The 19,322-nt window shown below is 65.2% G+C and carries 15 protein-coding genes; 7 read left to right on the top strand and 8 right to left on the bottom strand.

What is annotated here, in order from left to right:
• The first annotated feature begins 79 nt into the window (after positions 1 to 79).
• Positions 80 to 1,756 carry a peptide chain release factor 3 gene (locus tag BLT98_RS05135; protein ID WP_092606932.1) on the top strand — a complete coding sequence of 559 codons (1,677 nt, stop codon included), beginning with the start codon at positions 80 to 82 and terminating at the stop codon, positions 1,754 to 1,756.
• Positions 1,757 to 1,874: 118 nt separating this feature from the next.
• Here the strand turns inward: BLT98_RS05135 and BLT98_RS05130 are convergent, their stop codons facing one another.
• Positions 1,875 to 3,767, bottom strand: coding sequence for a putative bifunctional diguanylate cyclase/phosphodiesterase (locus BLT98_RS05130; RefSeq protein ID WP_070280342.1), 1,893 nt, complete (start codon positions 3,765 to 3,767; stop codon positions 1,875 to 1,877).
• A 580-nt stretch (positions 3,768 to 4,347) separates the two neighbouring features.
• Between BLT98_RS05130 and rnk the strand changes: the two genes are divergently transcribed.
• Positions 4,348 to 4,755 (top strand): nucleoside diphosphate kinase regulator, encoded by a 408-nt coding sequence (rnk, locus tag BLT98_RS05125; protein WP_162835757.1) that lies wholly within the window; start codon positions 4,348 to 4,350, stop codon positions 4,753 to 4,755.
• A gap of 64 nt (positions 4,756 to 4,819) precedes the next feature.
• On the opposite strand, the gene BLT98_RS05120 is transcribed toward rnk, so the two are convergent.
• The 3 genes from BLT98_RS05120 to BLT98_RS05110 form a co-directional block, all read right to left on the bottom strand.
• Positions 4,820 to 5,848, bottom strand: a complete 1,029-nt coding sequence (locus BLT98_RS05120) for a transporter (protein WP_170846295.1) — start codon at positions 5,846 to 5,848, stop codon at positions 4,820 to 4,822.
• Positions 5,849 to 5,964: 116 nt separating this feature from the next.
• Positions 5,965 to 6,663, bottom strand: coding sequence for a YXWGXW repeat-containing protein (locus tag BLT98_RS05115; RefSeq protein WP_092606929.1), 699 nt, complete (start codon positions 6,661 to 6,663; stop codon positions 5,965 to 5,967).
• Between the two features lie 199 nt (positions 6,664 to 6,862).
• Positions 6,863 to 7,099 carry a hypothetical protein gene (locus BLT98_RS05110; RefSeq protein WP_092605717.1) on the bottom strand — a complete coding sequence of 79 codons (237 nt, stop codon included), beginning with the start codon at positions 7,097 to 7,099 and terminating at the stop codon, positions 6,863 to 6,865.
• Positions 7,100 to 7,421: 322 nt separating this feature from the next.
• Here BLT98_RS05110 and BLT98_RS05105 point away from each other — a divergent pair, with 322 nt between their 5' ends.
• The 5 genes from BLT98_RS05105 to BLT98_RS05085 all read left to right on the top strand — a co-directional run bounded on the left by BLT98_RS05105 (position 7,422) and on the right by BLT98_RS05085 (position 14,233).
• Entirely contained in the window at positions 7,422 to 9,743 is a 2,322-nt protein-coding gene (locus BLT98_RS05105) for a coiled-coil domain-containing protein (RefSeq protein ID WP_092605715.1), read from the top strand.
• A 19-nt stretch (positions 9,744 to 9,762) separates the two neighbouring features.
• Entirely contained in the window at positions 9,763 to 12,090 is a 2,328-nt protein-coding gene (locus tag BLT98_RS05100; RefSeq protein ID WP_170846294.1) for a bifunctional serine/threonine-protein kinase/formylglycine-generating enzyme family protein, read from the top strand.
• Between the two features lie 62 nt (positions 12,091 to 12,152).
• A complete protein-coding gene (locus BLT98_RS05095; RefSeq protein WP_244517389.1) occupies positions 12,153 to 12,872 on the top strand; it encodes an SIMPL domain-containing protein in 720 nt (239 codons plus the stop codon).
• A gap of 78 nt (positions 12,873 to 12,950) precedes the next feature.
• A complete protein-coding gene (locus BLT98_RS05090; RefSeq protein WP_092605709.1) occupies positions 12,951 to 13,349 on the top strand; it encodes an OsmC family protein in 399 nt (132 codons plus the stop codon).
• A complete protein-coding gene (locus tag BLT98_RS05085; protein WP_092605707.1) occupies positions 13,346 to 14,233 on the top strand; it encodes a pirin family protein in 888 nt (295 codons plus the stop codon). The genes BLT98_RS05090 and BLT98_RS05085 overlap by 4 nt, the downstream gene beginning before the upstream one ends.
• Positions 14,234 to 14,240: 7 nt before the next feature.
• Here the strand turns inward: BLT98_RS05085 and BLT98_RS05080 are convergent, their stop codons facing one another.
• From BLT98_RS05080 to BLT98_RS05065, 4 genes are all read right to left on the bottom strand, one after another.
• Positions 14,241 to 16,721, bottom strand: coding sequence for a TonB-dependent siderophore receptor (locus tag BLT98_RS05080; protein ID WP_092605705.1), 2,481 nt, complete (start codon positions 16,719 to 16,721; stop codon positions 14,241 to 14,243).
• A gap of 115 nt (positions 16,722 to 16,836) precedes the next feature.
• Positions 16,837 to 17,805 carry a FecR domain-containing protein gene (locus BLT98_RS05075; protein WP_170846293.1) on the bottom strand — a complete coding sequence of 323 codons (969 nt, stop codon included), beginning with the start codon at positions 17,803 to 17,805 and terminating at the stop codon, positions 16,837 to 16,839.
• Positions 17,805 to 18,323, bottom strand: coding sequence for a sigma-70 family RNA polymerase sigma factor (locus BLT98_RS05070; protein WP_244517388.1), 519 nt, complete (start codon positions 18,321 to 18,323; stop codon positions 17,805 to 17,807). The genes BLT98_RS05075 and BLT98_RS05070 overlap by 1 nt, the downstream gene beginning before the upstream one ends.
• A 105-nt stretch (positions 18,324 to 18,428) precedes the next feature.
• Positions 18,429 to 19,031, bottom strand: a complete 603-nt coding sequence (locus tag BLT98_RS05065; protein WP_092605699.1) for a metal-dependent hydrolase — start codon at positions 19,029 to 19,031, stop codon at positions 18,429 to 18,431.
• Between the last annotated feature and the right edge of the window lie 291 nt (positions 19,032 to 19,322).

Raw genomic sequence — 19,322 nt, 5'->3', positions numbered from 1 at the left:
AGTGAAGCAGTTCACACGGAAGGCCGATCCTTCTGTAAAATCGAGGGTTTTTTGCGAGGGCCATATTATGGTCACCAATATGGCCAACGAGAACGACATCAACACCCCCGATTCCAGCGACAATGCGGACATCGCCGCAGCGCCAGCGAGCTGCAAGGCGCCGGCCGTGATCGCGCGCGAAGTGCAGCGCCGCCGCACCTTCGGCATCATTTCCCACCCGGATGCGGGTAAAACCACGCTGACGGAAAAACTGCTGCTGTTCTCGGGCGCGATCCAGATGGCCGGTACCGTCAAGGCCCGCAAATCGGGCCGCCACGCGACGTCGGACTGGATGGAGATCGAGAAGCAGCGCGGCATTTCCGTCGCTTCCTCGGTGATGCAGTTCGAATTCCGCGACCACGTCGTCAACCTGCTCGACACTCCGGGCCACCAGGACTTTTCGGAAGATACCTACCGCGTGCTGACGGCCGTCGACTCGGCGCTGATGGTGATCGATGCGGCCAAGGGCGTGGAAGCGCAGACGATCAAGCTGCTGGCAGTCTGCCGCATGCGCAATACGCCGATCGTCACCTTCATGAACAAGATGGACCGCGAGACGCGCGATCCGCTGGACCTGCTCGACGAACTCGAATCGGTGCTGAAGATCCAGTGCGCGCCTGTCACCTGGCCTATCGGCATGGGCAAGAACTTCCGCGGCGTGTACCACCTGCTGAACGACGAGATCATGCTGTTCAAGGCCGGTGAAGAAAAGGCCGATGGCGCCTTTGAAATCATCAAGGGCATCGACAACCCGCGCCTGCAGGAGATGTTCCCGCTGGAGATGGACCAGTTGCGCATGGAAGTGGAGCTGGTGCACGGCGCGTCGAATCCGTTCAACCTGGAGGAATTCCTCTCCGGCGTGCAGACCCCCGTGTTCTTCGGTTCGGCCATCAACAACTTCGGCGTGCGCGAGATTCTCTCCGCGCTGGTCGACTGGGCGCCGGCGCCGCGCGAGCGCGACGCGACCGTGCGTTCGGTGGCTCCGTCCGAGCAGCCGTTTACCGGTTTCGTCTTCAAGATCCAGGCCAACATGGACCCGGCCCACCGCGACCGCATCGCCTTTTTGCGCGTGTGCTCGGGACGTTTCGAACGCGGCATGAAGGTCAAGCATTTGCGCCTGGGGCGCGAGATCAAGGTGTCGAACGTGGTGACCTTCATGGCTTCCTCGCGCGAACAGGTGGAAGAAGCGTACGCGGGCGACATCATCGGCTTGCCGAACCATGGCAACATGCAGATCGGCGACAGTTTTTCCGAAGGCGAGATGCTGACCTTTACGGGCATCCCGTACTTCGCGCCGGACTTCTTCCGCTCCGTGCGCATCCGTAATCCGCTGAAGATCAAGCAGTTGCACAAGGGCTTGCAGCAGCTGGGCGAAGAGGGCGCGGTGCAGGTCTTCAAGCCGGTGCAGGGCGGCGAACTGGTACTGGGCGCCGTCGGCGTGCTGCAGTTCGAAGTGGTGGCCAGCCGTTTGCTCAACGAGTATGGCGTCGATGCCGTGTTTGAAGGCACCAGCATCAGCAGCGCCCGCTGGGTCAGCTGCGACGACAAGCGCATCCTGCAGGATTTCGAAAACGCGCTGGGCCACAACGTGGCCTACGATGCGGCAGGCAACATGGCCTACCTGGCCACGTCGGGCGTGAACCTGCGCCTGACGGAAGAGCGCTGGCCCAAATTGACATTCCACGCCACGCGCGAGCATTCGGCCAAGCTGGCTTGATGTAGCGCTGGTGGTGTCGGATTACGCGCTTTGCGCTAATCCGACCTACCGGTTCCTGGCGCAGGTCGGATTGGCGCGGCAATGCCGTGCGTAATCCGACATCCTTGTTGGCAGCAATTCAAGCCGGCAGGATCGTGCGCGTACTCCAGTCGCGCCGTTCCAGCAGCAGCGCCGTCAACTGTGCCGCCGTCATCGGACGCGCGAAGAAAAAGCCCTGCACGTTGTCGCAGCCGGCTTTTCTCAAAAACTCCACCTGCCGCAAGGTTTCCACCCCTTCCGCCACCACTTTCAGGTGCAGGCTGTGCGCCATGGCGATGATGGCCGTGACGATGGCCTCTCCCTCGCCGGGCAGGTCGTGCACGAAGCTGCGGTCGATTTTCAGCTGGTCGATGGGCAGGCGCTTCAGGTACGACATCGACGAATAGCCGGTGCCGAAATCGTCGATCGACAGGTGGATGCCCGTTTCCTGCAGGCGCCGCATCAGTTCCACGTTGGCGTGGACATTGTCCATCAGGACGCCTTCCGTGATTTCCAGTTCCAGCAAGCCATGCGGCAGCTGCGTTTCATCCAGGATGGCGCGGATATCGTCCATCAGACCCGGGTCGCGCGCCTGGCAGGCCGACAGGTTGACGGCCACGTGCTCGAGCGAATCGAGCAGGCCTGCCTTGCACCACAGGGCCGCCTGGCGGCAGGCGCTTTGCAGCACCCAGCGTCCCAGGTCGACGATGATGCCGCTTTCCTCGGCCACGGGGATGAATTCGGCGGGGCTCAGCTGGCCCATGTCGCGGCAGTTCCAGCGTATCAGCGCTTCCACGCCGACGATGCGCCCGCTGCGCAAGTCGATCTGCGGCTGGTAGTGCAGATACAGTTCCTCGTTCTGCAGAGCCTTGCGCAGGTTCGCTTCCATGCGCAGGCGGCGCTGGGCGCGCAATTCCATTTCGGCCTTGAACACGGCGTAGCGGTTCTTGCCCTGGTGCTTGGCGTGGTACATGGCGGTATCGGCATTGCGCGTCAGGGTGGCCACGTCCTGCGCGTCGAACGGATACAGGCTCACGCCGATGCTGGCGCTGACATATAGCTGGTGGCCTTCGAGGTCGAACGGCGCGGCCAGCACGGCCAGGATCTTGCGCGCCACGCTGGCCATTTCCGAGGCGTCGTCGGCCGGTTCGACGATGACGACGAATTCGTCGCCGCCGATGCGGCAGATGATGTCGGTGCCGCGCAGGATGGCCACCAGGCGCTCGGACACGAGCTTGAGCAGCTGGTCGCCGCAGTGGTGACCCAGCGTATCGTTGACGATCTTGAAGTTGTCCAGGTCCAGCAGCAGCAGGCCCACGCTGCTGTCCTGGCGGTCGGCGCGCGCCAGCGCGTAGGCCAGGGCATCGTTGAATTCATGGCGGTTCGGCAGTTGCGTGACCGGGTCGACATGGGCCAGATAGTGCAAATGGCTTTCCGCATGCTGGGCGGCCGTGCGCGTGCGGCGCACCATCAGGAACGTCAGGCCGAACGCGCACAGGCAGACGAGCAGGGTGAAGGCGGCAAATTGCGCCAGGCTGGCGTACAGCGGCGCCAGGCTGGCGCGCAGGTACAGCGCGCCGCCTCCGGGCAAGGTTTTCAGGATGGCGGCGCTGCCGTCCAGGTAATCGATGTGCAGGCCGTTGCGCGGCGCCGCGGGCGCGGCATCGCTGGCGCTGCGCGCGTAGCTGGCAAACGGCGCGCCATAGGGGCTGTAGAGCAGTGCTTGCCGGACATGCGGGGCGGCGGCCAGGGAGGCGAGGAGTTGTTGCGCTGCAAGTCGATTGTCCTGGCGCAAGGCCTGGGTGGCGGCAGGCGCCAGCATGTCGGCCTGGATGCGCAGCGTGCGCTGGAAGGATGTTTGGAGGGAAAACAACTGGAAGAGGATCAGCAGCAGGCTGGCCATCGCCAGCATGGCCGCCGCGGCCAGCAAGTTCAAGCGGGCAATCCGGTCGCCGCGCAATTGCGCCGACGGCAGCATCAATGGCGCCATCATGACGCGCCCTCCTGCCGGCCCCGCTTGCCGCCGCCCCGTGTGATCCCGCCTCGCCCTGCCATACTTTACGTTCCAGTCTGATGAAAACCGAAGTGAGCCGGAACTCTCAACGTGTTGTTAAGGCCGACATATTGTCATTTTGCAGCGTGAAAGTACAGGGCGCGCGGCAATTTAGTGTCCATACCGCAGGCCGGTGGCAGCAGGCAAGGCGACAAGACGGACGGAAAAGGCGGGACGTGTCTTTCTAATAATAATTCCAGATGAATTTTAATCCTTTTTTTGCCCGCCGGTTTTTTTCTTTAAAAACATGCTGATGGTAAACAAAATACCATCAAGAATAACTTCAATACCTGCGACCATCCCGGCATGGATTAATTTCTGGTCCGTATGGTCGATTGCAAGTCATTGATTTTAATAAATTTTAATGAAGAATGCGCGAACGCTATGGCCTTGCTCCGCGACTTCGTCCATAATCCGCTGATGATGGACGTTCTGATGCTGTTTGTTTTGTCTGCCGCGGCCAAGCAAGCTGCCGCCAGTAAAACCGGACGTCGCCCTAATGATCAATAGTGAGGATATCTTGGAAAAAAAACCAAAAATTATTTTGTCGTCACAAGACCTGGAACGACTGGAAGCGTTGTTGTATGCCTTGGGTAATAATCTGTCGCCGGACAAGGCCGCCTTGCTCGATGAGCTGGGCCGCGCCGAGGTGCTCGAGCCGCAAGAGATTCCGCCGACCGTCGTGACGATGAATTCCACCGTGCGCTTCACGGTGGAAAACAAGGAGGAATTCTGCCTGACGCTCGTGTATCCGAAGGATGTGGAAGGCCAGGCCGACCGCATTTCCGTGCTGGCGCCCGTCGGCAGCGCGCTGCTGGGTTTGTCCGTGGGCGACAGCATCGCCTGGCCCATGCCTGGCGGCGTGGTGAAGGTCAAGATCGAGGAAATCGTCTATCAGCCTGAACGGGCTGGCGAATACCACCGTTAAGCGCAGCAAGCAGTAAGGCGGACGGCGCCTGCCGTTCGCCTGCCAGGCCGTGCCGGGACGGGAATTAACTGTTTCGCTGCACGCGCACCACCAGCCATCCCGCCACGACCGTAAACGTGACGATGATGGCAACGATGATCCAGAAGCCCTGCGGGTGCTGGGCCAGCGGAATTCCCCCCACATTCATACCCAGCATGCCGGCGATGATATTGATCGGCAAGGCCAGCACGGTGACAATGGTCAGCACGAACAGGCTGCGGCTGTTTTCCTCGTTGACGCTGGCGGCGATCTCTTCCTGCAGCAGCTTGATGCGTTCCTGTAGCGAGGACATATCGCTGAGCACCACGGAAAATTCCTCCGTCGACTGGCGCAGTTCCAGGCTGTCCAGCTCCGACACCCACGCAGGTGGGCGTTGCAGCAGGCGGAACAGGGCGGCCGGTTCCGGCGCCAGCAGGCGCTGCAGCCGCACCAGCACGCGCCGCATGGCGCCCAGGTCTTCGCGTTTCGGCACCAGGCGTCCGGCCAGCAAGTGATCCTCGATATCGTCGACCCGCGCCACGGCGTCGCGCACGATGTTGACCAGCACGTCCGCCTGGTCGCGCAGCAAATGAATCAGCAGCTCCACCGACGAGCGGATCGGCTCGTGGTTCTTGATGACGGCCTGGCGCAGGCGCTCGATCGACTGCAGCGGCGCGCGGCGCGCCGTGATGACGAGGTTTTGCGCCACGCTGGCCCACATGGTGGAAATATCGGATGCCTCGAACGAGAAATTGTGCACCACATCGTTGACCACGGCGATCAGGGTGTTTTCCGCCTGTTCGATGCGCGTCGAGCGCGACCCCTGGTGCAGGGTTTCATAGAATTCGTCGGCCAGCTGCGTATGCGTCATCAGCCATTTTTCGCTGGCCGCATGCGACAAATTGAAATGCAGCCAGACGAATTCCTGCGCCGGACGCGCCGCGCCATCGGCCAGCCAGGCCAGTGCCGCCGTCGAGTCGAGCGCCAGCGGTGGCCCGTCGCGGCCAAACAGGAAGCCCCAGACCAGGCCCGAGGTGTCCGAGCCGTAGGTAAAACCGGCAGTTTCCATCGCCATCGTGAATCTTTCTCGCGCAGTGTGATTGATCGTCGCGCGATTCTAATACACGGATATGTCGGGAAAATGACAAGGCCACCGCGAACGGTGGCCTTGGTGCCAATTACAGCCGCATATCAGCTGCGGTTCGGGTTATCCGGACGCCGGTCGTCGCGGTTCGGCACGCCGTCATGGTCGCGGTCATGGCGGTTGCCATTGTCGCGGTCATAGCGGTTGGGGATGCCGTCGCGGTCGCGGTCGCCGTTCGGGCCGCGTGGCGACCAGCGGCCTTGCTCCATCTGCCAGCGGCCATCGCGCTGGTTCCAGGCGGGCGGCGCATACACGTAGCCGGGACGTTCGGCGATCCATACGCCTGGCGTCCAGGCGTAGCGCTGGCCGCGCCATTCCCAGTGGCCTGGCGCCCAGGTGTAGCCGTGGCGGGCGCGCGGGATGGCTTCGCGGCGCGGCGGCGGCGGGGCGATGCGGATGTCGTCATAGCGCACGGGCTGCACTTGCGCGGCGACCCAGCCGCCACGGTCCAGGCGCCAGCGGTTGTTCTCTTGTATCCAGGCGGCGCGGCGGTACTGGTTGCCGCTGCGTTCGCGCAGCCATTCACCGTTGTTCCAGACATGGCGCTGGCCATCCCAGTTCCAGTAGCCGGGCGCCCAGACATAGCCGGCGCGCGGCGCGGGTGCGCTTTCAAACCGTGGCGGAGGCGGGGCGCTGCCGACGACAATGCTGACGCCGAGCTGATTCTGTGCCATGGCCTGCACGGGCAAGAACGCCGCGGTGCTGATGGCAAGCATGGCTGCTGCGTAGAGTGTGATGGGTTTCATGGTGTACTCCATTTCGGTGATTGCGTGAAATGGACTATAGGCGCTTGCCGGCGGTTTTTCGCCTTTGATTCAACTTATTACAATTGACACAATGCTGTGTGTCCGTGTATCCGTGGCGGATACATTTGCGATGCAAATGGCGGCCTGGCGCGGCGGTGATCAAGCGGGCGCCAGGCGGCGTGGTGTCAGCATCGGTGGCTCACAGGGTGCTGGCGGTGGCGTTGCCCAGCAAGGCTTGCCTTTCCTCGATCAGCGAGATTTTCTTTTCCGATTCCGTCATGCGCTTGGCGCTGACCACCACGACGGGGATGGCGCCCGCTTGCGCCACATCGGCAGCCTTGGCGGCCGATGGCTGCATGAAGCTGGCATAGCTGGCACCGCAGGCGATGGCGACGGCGACGGTGAAGATGGCTTCCATGTTTTTCAAGGCTTTCATGATGTTTCCTTTCGGGTGGCGGGTGGGTATGCATGCACTGTAGCCATGCGCGCTCCTCTGCGCCATGCGGATGCGACCAGCCGTGGTTTTGGCGGGATGGCCTGCAAAAAAACGGCGCTGAAATGCCTGCGCGCGGGGCTGGCAAGCCGACCGCTTGAATTGAGGCCTAAATTGCCCTGTATCCGGGCATATGAATGTAATTGCCGCGTGGCATTATTTGACGCTGCACACTGCCGCGCGCGGCAAGTGCAGGGCCAGCTGTCCTGCTAGAATCGGCATGGCGGCCCCGTCGCATGGATAAAAATATCATCAGGAGTCACATATGTTCCAATTGTTTGGTTTTGGCGGCGCCCGCTGCCCGCGCTGCGAGCACAAGAACGGCGCTGCCGCCGGCTATTGCGCGCAATGCGGCTTGTCGCTGGGGGCACCCGACAGCGACGCGGTGCTGCATGCCAATCAATGGCATCTTGCTGATGGGCAACTGGCACTGTTCTTTGGCGTGCGCGAACTGTCTTCGCTGTTCGGCAGCGCCGCGCGCCGCCTGCAGGTGCCGGCCGAGTCGCGCGCCTGGATCGTGCAATCGGACGCTTTCACCTTGATACCGGCCGGCGACTATGACAGCGCCGCCTTTTTTGCGCGCCTGCCCGCGCTGCTGCCGGCACGTCCGGCCGAAGTGCTGATCGCGCGCGCCGACGCCGTCAGCCTGGAATTCGACTTGCCCGGCCTGGCCAGCACGGAGCGGCTGAACGTCGCCGCGTCCCTGCGCTTGGATATCGCCCTGGGCCAGCCCGATGCGTTCGCGCGCCAGTTCATGCGCGCACCGGGCGCCGTCACGCGCGCGCACCTGCATGCTCTGTTGCTGCCGTCCGTGCGCCAGATTGCGCTGGAATTCATCGGCAGCCGCGCGCTGCGCGAGATGGATGCGAATGCCGACCTGCGGCCGGAATTGAACGAACGCCTGCAATCGGCGCTGACGCAGCGCCTGGCGTCCAGCGGCCTGGCCGTGGCGCGCGTGGAAACGCTCAGCCTGCGGCACGACAAGCGCGAAGGCGACGCCGGCGCCAGCATCGGCACCCTGTGGCTGGGAGGCTTGCCGGCGCAGGAATTGGAGCAGCACAGCCTGGAACGCATGAAGCAGCTCGACCAGCTGTATGACGAGGAAGAGTGGCAGCGCATCCGCCGCGAGGAACTGGCGGCGCGCCATGCGCACCGCCGCGCCGAGCTGCAGCAGGACGCGACGGTGGAAAAGGCGGAACTGAACCACCAGGAAGCGGAGCGCCTGCAAGCGCTGCGCGGACGCCAGATCGACCTGTATGGCCGCATCCTGGAAGCGAAATCGCGGCGCCAGGCGCTCGACCATGGCGCCGCGCTGGCGCTGGGCGAACTGGAACAGGAACTGGCGCAGAAGGGCGCGCAGCGCGCCGATGAAGCGGCCAACTGGGAACACGTGCGGGCGCTGGCCGCCATCAAGATGCGCAGCGAGCTGGAACTGTCGCAGCTGCATGGGCGCGAACAGATCCAGCTGGCGCAGCAGCGTTTTACGCATCAAGTCCACTTGCAGTCGATCGCGCAGCAAGTGGAAAGCGCGCTGCTGATCGACGACGAGACGGGTCGCCGCACCCAGCTGGCGCGCCTGCGCCAGGCGGAAGCGGATGCGGCCCAGCGCGAGGCGCAGCTGGAAGCGGAACAGCACCAGGCCGCCTGGCAGGGCCTGATGCTGGCGAACGCGGCGCGCAAGCGCGAGGCCGAGCGGGTGCAGGAGTGGGAAGACCAGATGCAGCTGGCGCGCCAGCGCGAACTGCTGCGCGCCGAGGCGCACAAGGATGAAGCGGCCCAGGTGCAGGCGGCGGAAATCGCGGAAAAGGTGGCGGCGCTGCGGCGCGGCGGCGCCCGCGAAGATGCCATCGCGCAGCAGGAAAAGCTGCTGCGCACCATCGAGGCCGATGGCGTGCACGCGCGCCAGCTGCAGCAGCAAACGCAACTGGCACAGCTCGACGCGCTGGCCATCGAGGAACAGCGCCAGCAGCTGCGCCAGCTGGAGCAGGAAGCGCAATGGCAGCGCGATCTGCTGGCCATGGCGCAGCAGCGCGAAAGCGATTACGCGCGCTGGAAGGGCGAGTACGAAGCCCTGCTGGCGCAGCAGGCGCATGCGGCCGAACTGGCGCGCATCGATATCGACCGCATCGAGAAAATCGGCTCGCTGAGCGACACGGGCAAGGTGGCCATGGCCGCCGGGCAGAACGCGGCCGCGCTGGCGCAGGTGCTGAAAACGCAGCTGCAGGCGGGCATGAGCGCCGAGCAGATCCACGCGCTGGCGGCGCTGGCGGCGGCCGAGAACAGCGTCGCGCCGCTCGACGCCATGCGCATGGCGCAGGACAGCGTGGCGCAGGAGCGCAGCTACCTGGAAGGCCAGGCGGAACGCGAACGGCGCCAGCAGCTGGACCTGATCACCCTGCAAAATGCGGCGCATGCGCATGGCCTGTCGGCGCAGGCGCAGCTGGGCGTGGCCGTGGCGCAGGCGCTGCAGCCAAGTGTCGGGCTGGGCGCCGCTGCGTCGCTGCGCTGCAAGAACGGCCATGCGCAGCGCGCGGGCCATCCGGAAGATAAATTCTGCGCCGCCTGCGGCGTCGCCTTGCAGCCTTGATGGAAGCGTTTCACCCCAGATGATGCAAAAAGCACGAGACAAACTGCGGGAACTGCGCGCCCTCCACGATGACGGGCTGCTCAGCGAGCAGGAATTTGAAAGCCGCAAGAACGCCATCCTCGACGCCGAGTACGCGCCGCCCGGCGCCGCAGCCGCGCCCGCGCCACCGCCCGTGCGCCAGGGCACGGAGCTGGGCTTCATGACGGGCCAGGAAATCGGCCCGCAAAACCGCCGCTACCGGCTCGAACGGCTGATCGGCACGGGCGGCATGGGGCAGGTGTGGCAAGCCACCGACCTGGCCACGCACGCGGAGCTGGGCAGCAGCGAAATGGTGGCGCTGAAGATCTTGCCGCCGCAGCTGACGCAAAGCGCCACGCATGCAAAACTGCTGATCGAGGAAGCCACCCAGGCGCGCAAACTCGCGCATGAAAACATCGTGCGTGTCTACGAGTGGGCGCAGGATCCTGCCACGGCCAGCTATTTCATCATCATGGAATGCCTCGATGGCGAAGACCTCGAGCACTATCTGGCGCGCGAGGGCGCGCTGCCGCTGTCGACCGTGCAGCAATTGCTGCAGCCGGTGGCCGACGCCCTGTCGTATGCGTGGGAAAAGCACAAGCTGGTGCACCGCGACATCAAGCCTGGCAATGTCTTCCTGACGGCGAAGGGCGATGTCAAATTGCTCGATTACGGCATCGCGTCGCGCGTGCGCAATGCGGACAGCAGCCTGGCGCTGGACATGCCAAATGCGGGCACGCACGGCTACCGGGCGCCCGAGGCAGGCGCCAACCAGCGCCAGCCCAGCCCGCGCCTGGACGTATATGCGGTGGCTGTGATGATTTACCAGATGCTGGAAGGGCGCATGCCGTTCGACGACACGCGCAGCGCCAGCCACTTGCCGTCGGCGCCGCAAGCGCTCAACGCGCAACAGTGGCAAGTCTTGCAGAACGGTTTTTCCTTGACGGCGGAATTGCGGCCGCAATCCGTGCAAGCCTTGCTGGAAGGGCTGGAGCGGGCCGCCGGGCCGTCGCCCGAAGAACTGGCGGAACAGGCGCGCCAGCAGCAGGCGCGTGCGGCGCAGCAGGCGCAGCAACAACGGCAGGCGGCGCTGGCCGCCGAACAGGCCCGCGAGGAAGAGATCAAGCGGGCCCGGATACGCCAGGAAGAACTGGATCAGCGCCGCAAGGCGGAAATCCAGGCGGCCGCGCTGGAAAAGCAGCGCCAGGACAAACTGCGCCGCGAGCAGGAGGCGCAGCGCCATTTCGAAGCGGAAGAGGCGCGCAAGCTGCGCAAGGAAGCGCTGCGTGGCCAGCTGCGCGCGCGCCGCGAAGCCGATGCCGCCACCGCCTTGCAGGAACACCAGGAATTGCAGCGCAAGGCCATCGTCGCCAAGGCGGAGGCGGCCTACCGCGCCGAGCAGGAGCGCGCGCGCCGCGAAGAGGCCAGCCGCGCAGCGCAGCAGCAGGCGCCGGCCGCCGCCGCAGTGAGCGAGCCGGCACCGGCGCCCGCACACGCGGAACCGGTGGCCAACGCCGAAGGCATCTTGCGCGATGATTTCCTCGATGGCGCGGGACAGGGGCCGGAACTGGTGCTCATCCCCAGCGGCCGCTTCCAGATGGGCGCGCACGAGACGGAGCACAAGGCGGCCTTGCAGGCCGGTTCGCAGCAGTCATGGCTGGACCGCGAAACGCCGCAGCACTGGGTCGGCATCGAGCGCCCGTTCGCGCTGGCGCGCCACCCAGTCAGCGTGGGCGAATGGCGCGCCTTCGTCAAGGCGACCGATTGGGCGGGCGGTTCGGAAACGGACTGGGACAATCCCGGCTTCGTGCAGAACGAGCAGCACCCGGTGGTGGGCGTGAGCTGGAATGACGCGCAGCTGTACCTGGCGTGGATGAGCGAACGCACGGGCCGCCAGTACCGTTTGCCCAGCGAAGCGGAATGGGAATACGCGTGCCGCGCCGGCACGCGCACGGCCTTCAACGTGGGCGACACGATCAGCACCGAGCAAGCCAACTACGACGGCCTGTATGTGTACAACGGCGGCCCGCGCGGCGTGTACCGGGGCGGCACGACGCCGCTGGGCACATTCGCGCCGAATTCCTGGGGTCTGTTCGACATGCATGGCAATGTGTGGGAATGGGTGCAGGACGTGGTGCACGATAATTACGAAGGCGCGCCCGTCGACGGCAGCGCGTGGGAAGAGGGCAGCGACAGCAGCCGGCGTATCTTGCGCGGCGGCTCCTGGCTGTACCACCCGCGCTACCTGCGCTCGGCCTTGCGCAACGGCTTTTCCACCGTGCTGTCGAACGACATCGTGGGCTTCAGGGTGGCGCGCACGCTCGATTAGCATGTTGTTAAATCGGTCATCTTGGCGGATACTTCATGCACCTTAACCGTGCCGGAGTGTCCGTGTTCAAACGCCGCCTGCTGTCCATCGTGTTTGCCTGCCTGCCCCTCGCCGCCCTGGCCGGCGATTTGCCCTCCTATCCCTTCATCCACGCGACGGGCACGGCGTACAGTTTCGTCACGCCGGACCTGGGCGAGATCGATTTCGACGTCAGTGTCTTCGACCCGGCGCCGGACGTGGCTACCGCGCAGGTAGCGGCGCGCATCGCGGAAATCAAGGCGCTGCTGGTGGAGCAGGGTTTGCCCGAGGCGGCGGCCGGCATCGAGGTGCGCGACGTGCGCAAGGAGATCCGCAAGGGCGCCGAGCAGGACCCGGCCAACCCGCAGTACCAGATCAAGGCGAGCGTGCATATCAACGTGGCGGATTTGTCGAAATGGCCCGCCGTCATGCGCCCGCTGCTGGCCATGCCCAACCTCGATGCGTTTGCCGTCACCTTTGGCGCCACGGAGCGCATCCGCCTGGAAGAGGAACTGATGGGCGAAGCCGTCAAGGATGCGCAGCGCAAGGCCGATGCCATGGCGCGCGGCTTCGGCAAGCGCGCGGGCGCCGTGGCCGGCATCTCGTCGGACCAGCTGAAAAACCTGGGCAATGCGGTAGGCCTGGTGCCTTCGGACCGCTACAACCGCGCGAATAGCCGCCAGCGCCAGAACCCCGAAGACATGCTGATGGTCACCAGCCTCAAAATGGCGCAGACGGTCGACGCCGTGTTCCGTATCAAATGACCAGGTAGCAGGGCAGCAGGCTGCGCAAAGCGGGCAAACGGTGTAAATTGTGGCTTTCCAAACGCACCAAGGAACGCCATGACCATCAAAGCCATCCGCGATCAGTCGCAACCCATGCGCCACATCGTGCACGTGCGCGATCACATCATTTCCGCCGACGCCTCGGTGGCCGAAGGGGGCGGCGATTCTGGCCCCTCGCCGCACGACCTGTACGACGCGGCCCTGTCGGCCTGCAAGGCGCTCACCGTCGTCTGGTACGCCAAGCACAAGGGCATCCCCCTGGAACACGTGGAAGTGTCGACCGAGCGCGATGCCAGCGAAGAGCGCAAGGGCGTGTACCGCCTGGCCGCCACCCTGCACCTGACGGGCGAGCTGACGGATGCGCAGCGCGAGGAATTGCTGGCCGCGGCAGGCAAATGCCCGCTGCATAAATTGATGACGGCCGTGACGACCGAAGTGACGACGGTGCTGGCATGAGCGCGGCCATCCTGAAAAGCCACGAAAAGGACCTCGGCGGCGGCTTCGTCGTGCGGCGCCTGCTGCCCTCCGCAGTAAAACAGGCCGTCGGTCCCTTCATCTTCTTCGACCATTTCGGCCCCATCGACGTGGCGCCCGACGCCAACCACGACGTGCGCCCCCATCCGCATATCGGCCTGGCCACCGTCACCTATCTGTTCGAGGGCGCGATCGACCACCGCGACAGCATCGGTTCCTGCCAGCGCATCGAACCGGGCGCCATCAACTGGATGACGGCCGGACGCGGCATCGTGCATTCGGAGCGCACGCCGCCCGACCTGGCCGGCCAGCCGCACCGCACGCACGGCTTGCAGCTATGGGCCGCATTGCCCAAGGCGCATGAAGAGGACGAACCGAGTTTCACGCACACGCCGCAAGCCGACATTCCCGTCGTGCCGCTCGATGGCGCCGTGGTGAAAGTGTTGATCGGCACGGCCTTTGGCCAGACCTCGCCCGTGCGCACCTACATGCAGACGGTGTACCTGGACGTGGCGCTGCAGGCAGGGCGCGAGCTGCGGCTGGAGGGCTTGCCGGCGGAAGCGGCGATTTATCCGATCAGCGGGGAAGTGCTGGTCGATGGCGTGGCGCTGGTGCCACACACCATGGCCTTGCTGGAAGCTGGAGCCGCGCCCGTGGTGACGGCAGGCGGCGGCCCGGTGCAGTTCGTCGTCATCGGCGGCGAGCCGCTGGACGGCCACCGCTTCCTGTTCTGGAACTTCGTCTCGTCGAGCAAGGAGCGCCTGTCGCAGGCGGCCGAGGACTGGAGCGCCCAGCGCATGGGACAAGTGCCGGGCGAGACGGAATTCATCCCGCTGCCGAAAGCGCCATTGCGCCCGGCAAGCTAGGCTTCGTTCAGAACCGCGCGCGCAAGGTCAGTTGCGCCTTGCGCGGCTCGCCATAGAAATTGCCCCACGCAGGCGCGCCCACCGTCTGGTAGTAGCGCTTGTCGAGCAGATTCGTCACGGACAGCGACGCCGTCCAGTTACGGTCGATCTGGTAGGCGGCGCGCGCGCTCCACAAGGCATACGCGCCTTGCGCCACCGTGATGTTCTGCGTGACGCGCGAGCTCTCCGTCTGGAAGTTCACGCCGCCGCCCACGCTCCACTTCTGCAGGGCGCCGGGCAGGCGGTAGTCGCTCCACGCGCGCAGCATGTGGCGCGGCGAGTAGGTGCTGGCGAACATCACGCCCGCATTCGACGTCTGGTCCAGGTACTTGAAGTTGTTCAGGGTATAGCCGGCGAACAGCTGCCAGCCCGGCGCCACTTCGCCGCTGATTTCCGCATCGAGGCCTTCGCTGCGCACCTTGCCCGCCGAGAAATAGCACTCCGTGCCGCTGGAGCAGGTGTTGACCAGGTCGAGCTCCGCGCGGTTGCGCTGTTCGATGCGGAACAGCGCCAGCGAGGTGTTTACCTTGCCGTCGAACAGTTCACCTTTCACGCCCACTTCCAGGTTGCGGCCTTTCAGCGGGTCGAGCAGGACGCCTTCGGCCGTGCGCTGGTTCTGCGGCTGGAAGATGTCGGAAACGCTGGCGTAGGCGGACCAGCGCTTGTCGAACGCGTAAATGACGCCGCCATACGGCGTGACGACGCCATTTTCGCGGTACGGGTCGATATACACCTCGCCCGTGTCGCGGTACACGCTGCTCCATTTGTAGTTCGACACGCGCGCGCCGGCCACCACCGTGAGCGGATCGCTGACGCTGAAGCGAGCCACGCCGTAGGCGCCCGTCTGCGTCATCTTTGTTACGCTGGGATCGCCCCGGTAGCTGTTTTCACGGAACCAGGCGTCGTTCGGTTCGGCCACGCCGTGGTTCGGCCGCAGCGGATTGTTTGCTTGCTGCAGCAGGGCCAGGCTGAAATCGCTGTCGCTTTCCAGCCGGTTCGTGCTGATGCCGGCGCTGAAGCCATGACGGCGGCCGAAGGCGTTGAATTTGCCATCGAGCGACAGGTCGATGCCCTTGTTGGTGCTGCCGTAGTCGAACACGCCGCCATACATCATCATACCGGCCAGTGTGGCGGGATTGAGCGCGCCCTGGCTGAACATGTATTTCACGTCATGCCGCTCGCGCGTGTAGTTGGCGCTGGCCTTGAGCGACCAGTCGGCGTCGAAGCGGTGCTCGAATTCGGCGAAGACGGCCGTCTGCCTGCTATTCCAGCGGTTCCAGTCGGCGCCCAGGAAGGTTGCGCGGGGCAGCTTCGGATCGCTGCCATCGCGGTAGCGCGGCATGCCGGAAAAGAAGGGCGTCGAGTGCAGTTTTTCGTAGCTGGCGCCCGTCGTCAGCTTGCTGCCCGGCGCCAGGTCGAATTCCAGCACGCCATACAGCACGTCGGTGCGGCTGTCGGCCACGTCATAGAAATAATCGCGCTGGTCGTGCGCGGCCACGGCGCGGCCGCGGATGCTGCCCGATTCGTTCAAGGGGCCGGTGACGTCGACTTCGCCGCGCACGTCGTTCCAGCGGCCCGCGCCGAGCGCCAGCTGTATCTGCTTTTCCGCCAGCGGACGCTTGCGCACCATGTTGATGGCGGCGCCCGGCGAGCCCGTGCCCTGCAGCAGTCCCGTTGCGCCGCGCACGATTTCCACGCGATCGAGCATGGCCGTATTGCTGGTAAAGCTGTTCGCCTGCGGGTAGTACATGGCGCGGTTCACGCCATCGAACTGGTACGTTTCGACCATGAAGCCGCGCGAATACACATAGCGTCCGCCCATGGGACTGTCGTACATGGTGATGCCGGTGGTATTGGCCAGCACGGCGTCGATGGTGTTGAGGTTCTGGTCATCCATCTTCTGGCGCGTGACGACGCTGACGGATTGCGGGATCTCGCGCAGGGTCTGCACGCCCTTGCCGACGGTGACGGCGCGCGCCGCATACGAGTTGCTGTGCTCACTGACAGGGTCGCGCTCCATGCTGGCGCTGACCGTCACGGGCGCCATGGTCTTTTCCACGCCGGCCGCCGACGCGGAGGAGGGAGGGGCCTGGCGCAGCACGTAGGCGCCGTTCGGCAGCTGCACGGCTTCCAGGCCGCTGCCGGCCAGCACCTGGGCGAAACCCTGCGCCACATTATGGCTGCCGCGCACGCCGGGCGAGCGCAGGCCCCGCGTCTGCGCGGGATCGGTCGACAGGCTGACGCCGGCGGCGACGGCAAAGTCATTGAGGGCGGTGGCCAGCGGCCCGGCTGGCACGGCATAGGCTTGCGGCGCTGCGGTGGCGGGGACCTGGCCTTGCGCCAGCGCGGGCGCGGCGACAAAGGCGGCGGGGGCGGCGCAAGCCATGGCGATGACGGCCAGGCGGATGGCGCGCGCGGCGGGATGGAGAACGGGGGTGGTCAGCTGCATGCTCGGTCTTTCTGCTCAGAGGGATAAGAAAATGGCGTATGAATCGGCTTCTTACTTGTCAAGCCGAAGCAGCGCATCGAAACACCAACCCCTGGCGCAAAAAAACTGAAAATAATTATGCCGGCCGTGCCGCCACCGTGGCCCAGTAGCGCGTGAAGTACGTCACTTGCAGCCCGTGCGAGGCGCACAGGCTTTCCAGCACGGCGTCGATATCGTCGAGGCGGTAAGTGCCCGTGACGGGGCGCCGCGCCACGCCGGCGTCGCACGCCAGGCGTCCGCGCCGGTAGCGCGCCAGTTCCGTGACCAGTTGTTGCAGCGGCCAGTCGGCGGCCACCAGCATGCCGCGCAACCAGCTGTCCTGGTGCGCCGGCATGGTCTGCACGTCATCCGCGCCGGTGTCGCCAAAGCGCAGCTGCTGTCCCGCTTCCAGACGGCGCACGGCGTCCGGGCGCGCCGCGCAACGCACTTCCACGGCGTGCTCGAAGACGCTGACGGTGCTGCCATCGTCGTCGCAGCGTATGCCGAAGCGCGTGCCCAGCGCGCGGATCACGCCATGCGGGGTGTCGACCAGGAAGGGGCGCGGGTCGGGCGCCGTCGTGATCATGATTTCGCCATGGTGCAGGCGGATGCGGCGCTGGTTGGCGCCGTAAGCGACATCCAGGGCGCTATCTGTATTCACCTCCATGCCTCCGCCATCGGCCAAGGTCACGTGGCGGCGCTGGCCCGGCGCCGTGCGCAAGGACGCCGTCAGGGCTTGCCATGGGGCGGATTGCAGGCCCGCCTGGCCCAGCGCGATGCCGCCGCCGGCCGCCACCAGCAGGGCGAGTATCCTGGCGGCCGCGCGCCGGCGCTGCTGCGCCGCCTGCAGCGCCGGCATCGCCAGCGCTGCAGGTATTGCGCCCAGCTGGCCGTGCATGCGCCGCAGCAGATCCCAGGCCCGTTCATGCTCGGCGCTGGCGTCGCGCCATGCCTGCACGGCGGCCGGGTCGGCGCTGCCGCACTGGAGCTCCACATGCCAGTGGGCGGCGGCGGCCAGCACCTTGCGGGCAATGGGTGCGGAAGGCGAGGTCGCGGGGCCGAACATCAGCCGGCCGCCAGCATCAGGCATTCCGTGTAGGCGCGCACCAGGTGTTTTTTCACGGTGGGCAGGGAGACGCCGAGGCGCCGGCTGATGTCCACATAACTGAGCTCCTCGATCTGCGCCAGCAGGAAGATGGCCCGCGTGCGCGGGCCCAGGCGGTCGAGCAGGCGGTCGATGGCGAGCAGGGTTTCGATGATGATGGCATGCGTTTCGGCGCACATCGATGCCGGCTCGGCTTGCTGCACCAGCGCTTCCAGGTAGGCCTGTTCCAGCGCCTGGCGGCGGTAGCGGTCGATCAGCAAGCCGCGCGCAATGGTCGCCAGGTAGCCGCGCGGTTCGCGCAGGGGCGCCAGCGGTGTCACCTCGCGCTTGTCCAGCAGGCGCACGAACGTATCCTGCGCCAGGTCGGCCGCCTCGGCGCGGTTGCCCAGCTTGCCGCGCAGCCAGCCATACAGCCAGCCGTGGTGCTCGCTGTACAGGGTGCTCAGGTGGCTGGTAGGGACGGGACTGACGGTGCTCACTGCGTTCTCCAGGCAAGGGAAGAGCTGGGCTGACGGAACGCGCGGTGCCGGCTGGCTGGGCTGTTTGAGAATGATACTCATTATCACATTGCCACGCCGCCGGCGTCAATTGGCGTCGCCGCCCAGGCGCCAGCGCAGCTGCCATTGTTGCAGATCTGCCCAAGCCTGCTGCAGGGCGCTGGCGGACCAGTGCAGCAGGCTGTCGAACGCCAGCAGGGTGCGCCGCAGGTGGATGCCGTCAAAAAACACATGGTCGGCCACGATGGTGGCGGCCAGCCAGGCGGCGATGATGACGATGATGTCGTGGCGGCCGCTTTTCCACCAGCGCAGCGAGTGGCGGCGGAAGATCCACGGCACGCCCAGCGGATTGGGCCAGTCGGCCAGCAAATGCATGATGCCGCCGGCGGCAAAGCCGAACAGGGGCGGCGCCCACAGGTGGTGCGGCAATTGCAGGTACGTGTAGACGAGCAGGGCGATCCAGGCCAGGCCCCAGTGCGTCCACGTGCGGTGCGTGATCCACAGCCGGTGCGTGCGCGCCCACCAGGCCACTTCCAGCCAGTCCGGCGCCGTGCCGCCCAGCGCACCCATGACAAAGGCGAGCATGCTCAGCACTTGATACGGGCCACCGGCGCCAGCGTGCGCGACCAGGGCCGCGGCGATCACGCCGGCAGCCCAACCGGTCGCATGATGCGCTTTGTTGGAAGCCATAGGAAATGTAAAACGCCATGCGGCGCGCTGTGTGAAGTACGGGGGATATTAACTGGATGAATATACAGTATGCAAGGGCGTGGAGGGAGGCTATTTGCAGAATATCTGCCGATAATTTGTTAAATTGTGTGTCGGGATGGCTTGGCCAGCGGACTCGGCAAGTCATGCCGTGCGGTCAAGTGTATTGCGTGGCTGATAATGCAATTGGCGCAGGGCGCGCTATGCTGAAGGCAGTCCTGTGTTTTGAAGAGGTGTCGCCATGAAAATCCCGCGCGAATTGCAGATTCCCGC

Origin of the sequence: Janthinobacterium sp. YR213 (genome assembly GCF_900099875.1) — a bacterium.
In the GTDB taxonomy this organism is placed as follows: domain Bacteria; phylum Pseudomonadota; class Gammaproteobacteria; order Burkholderiales; family Burkholderiaceae_D; genus Janthinobacterium; species Janthinobacterium lividum.
This window is presented reverse-complemented; position numbering and strand designations above follow the sequence as displayed.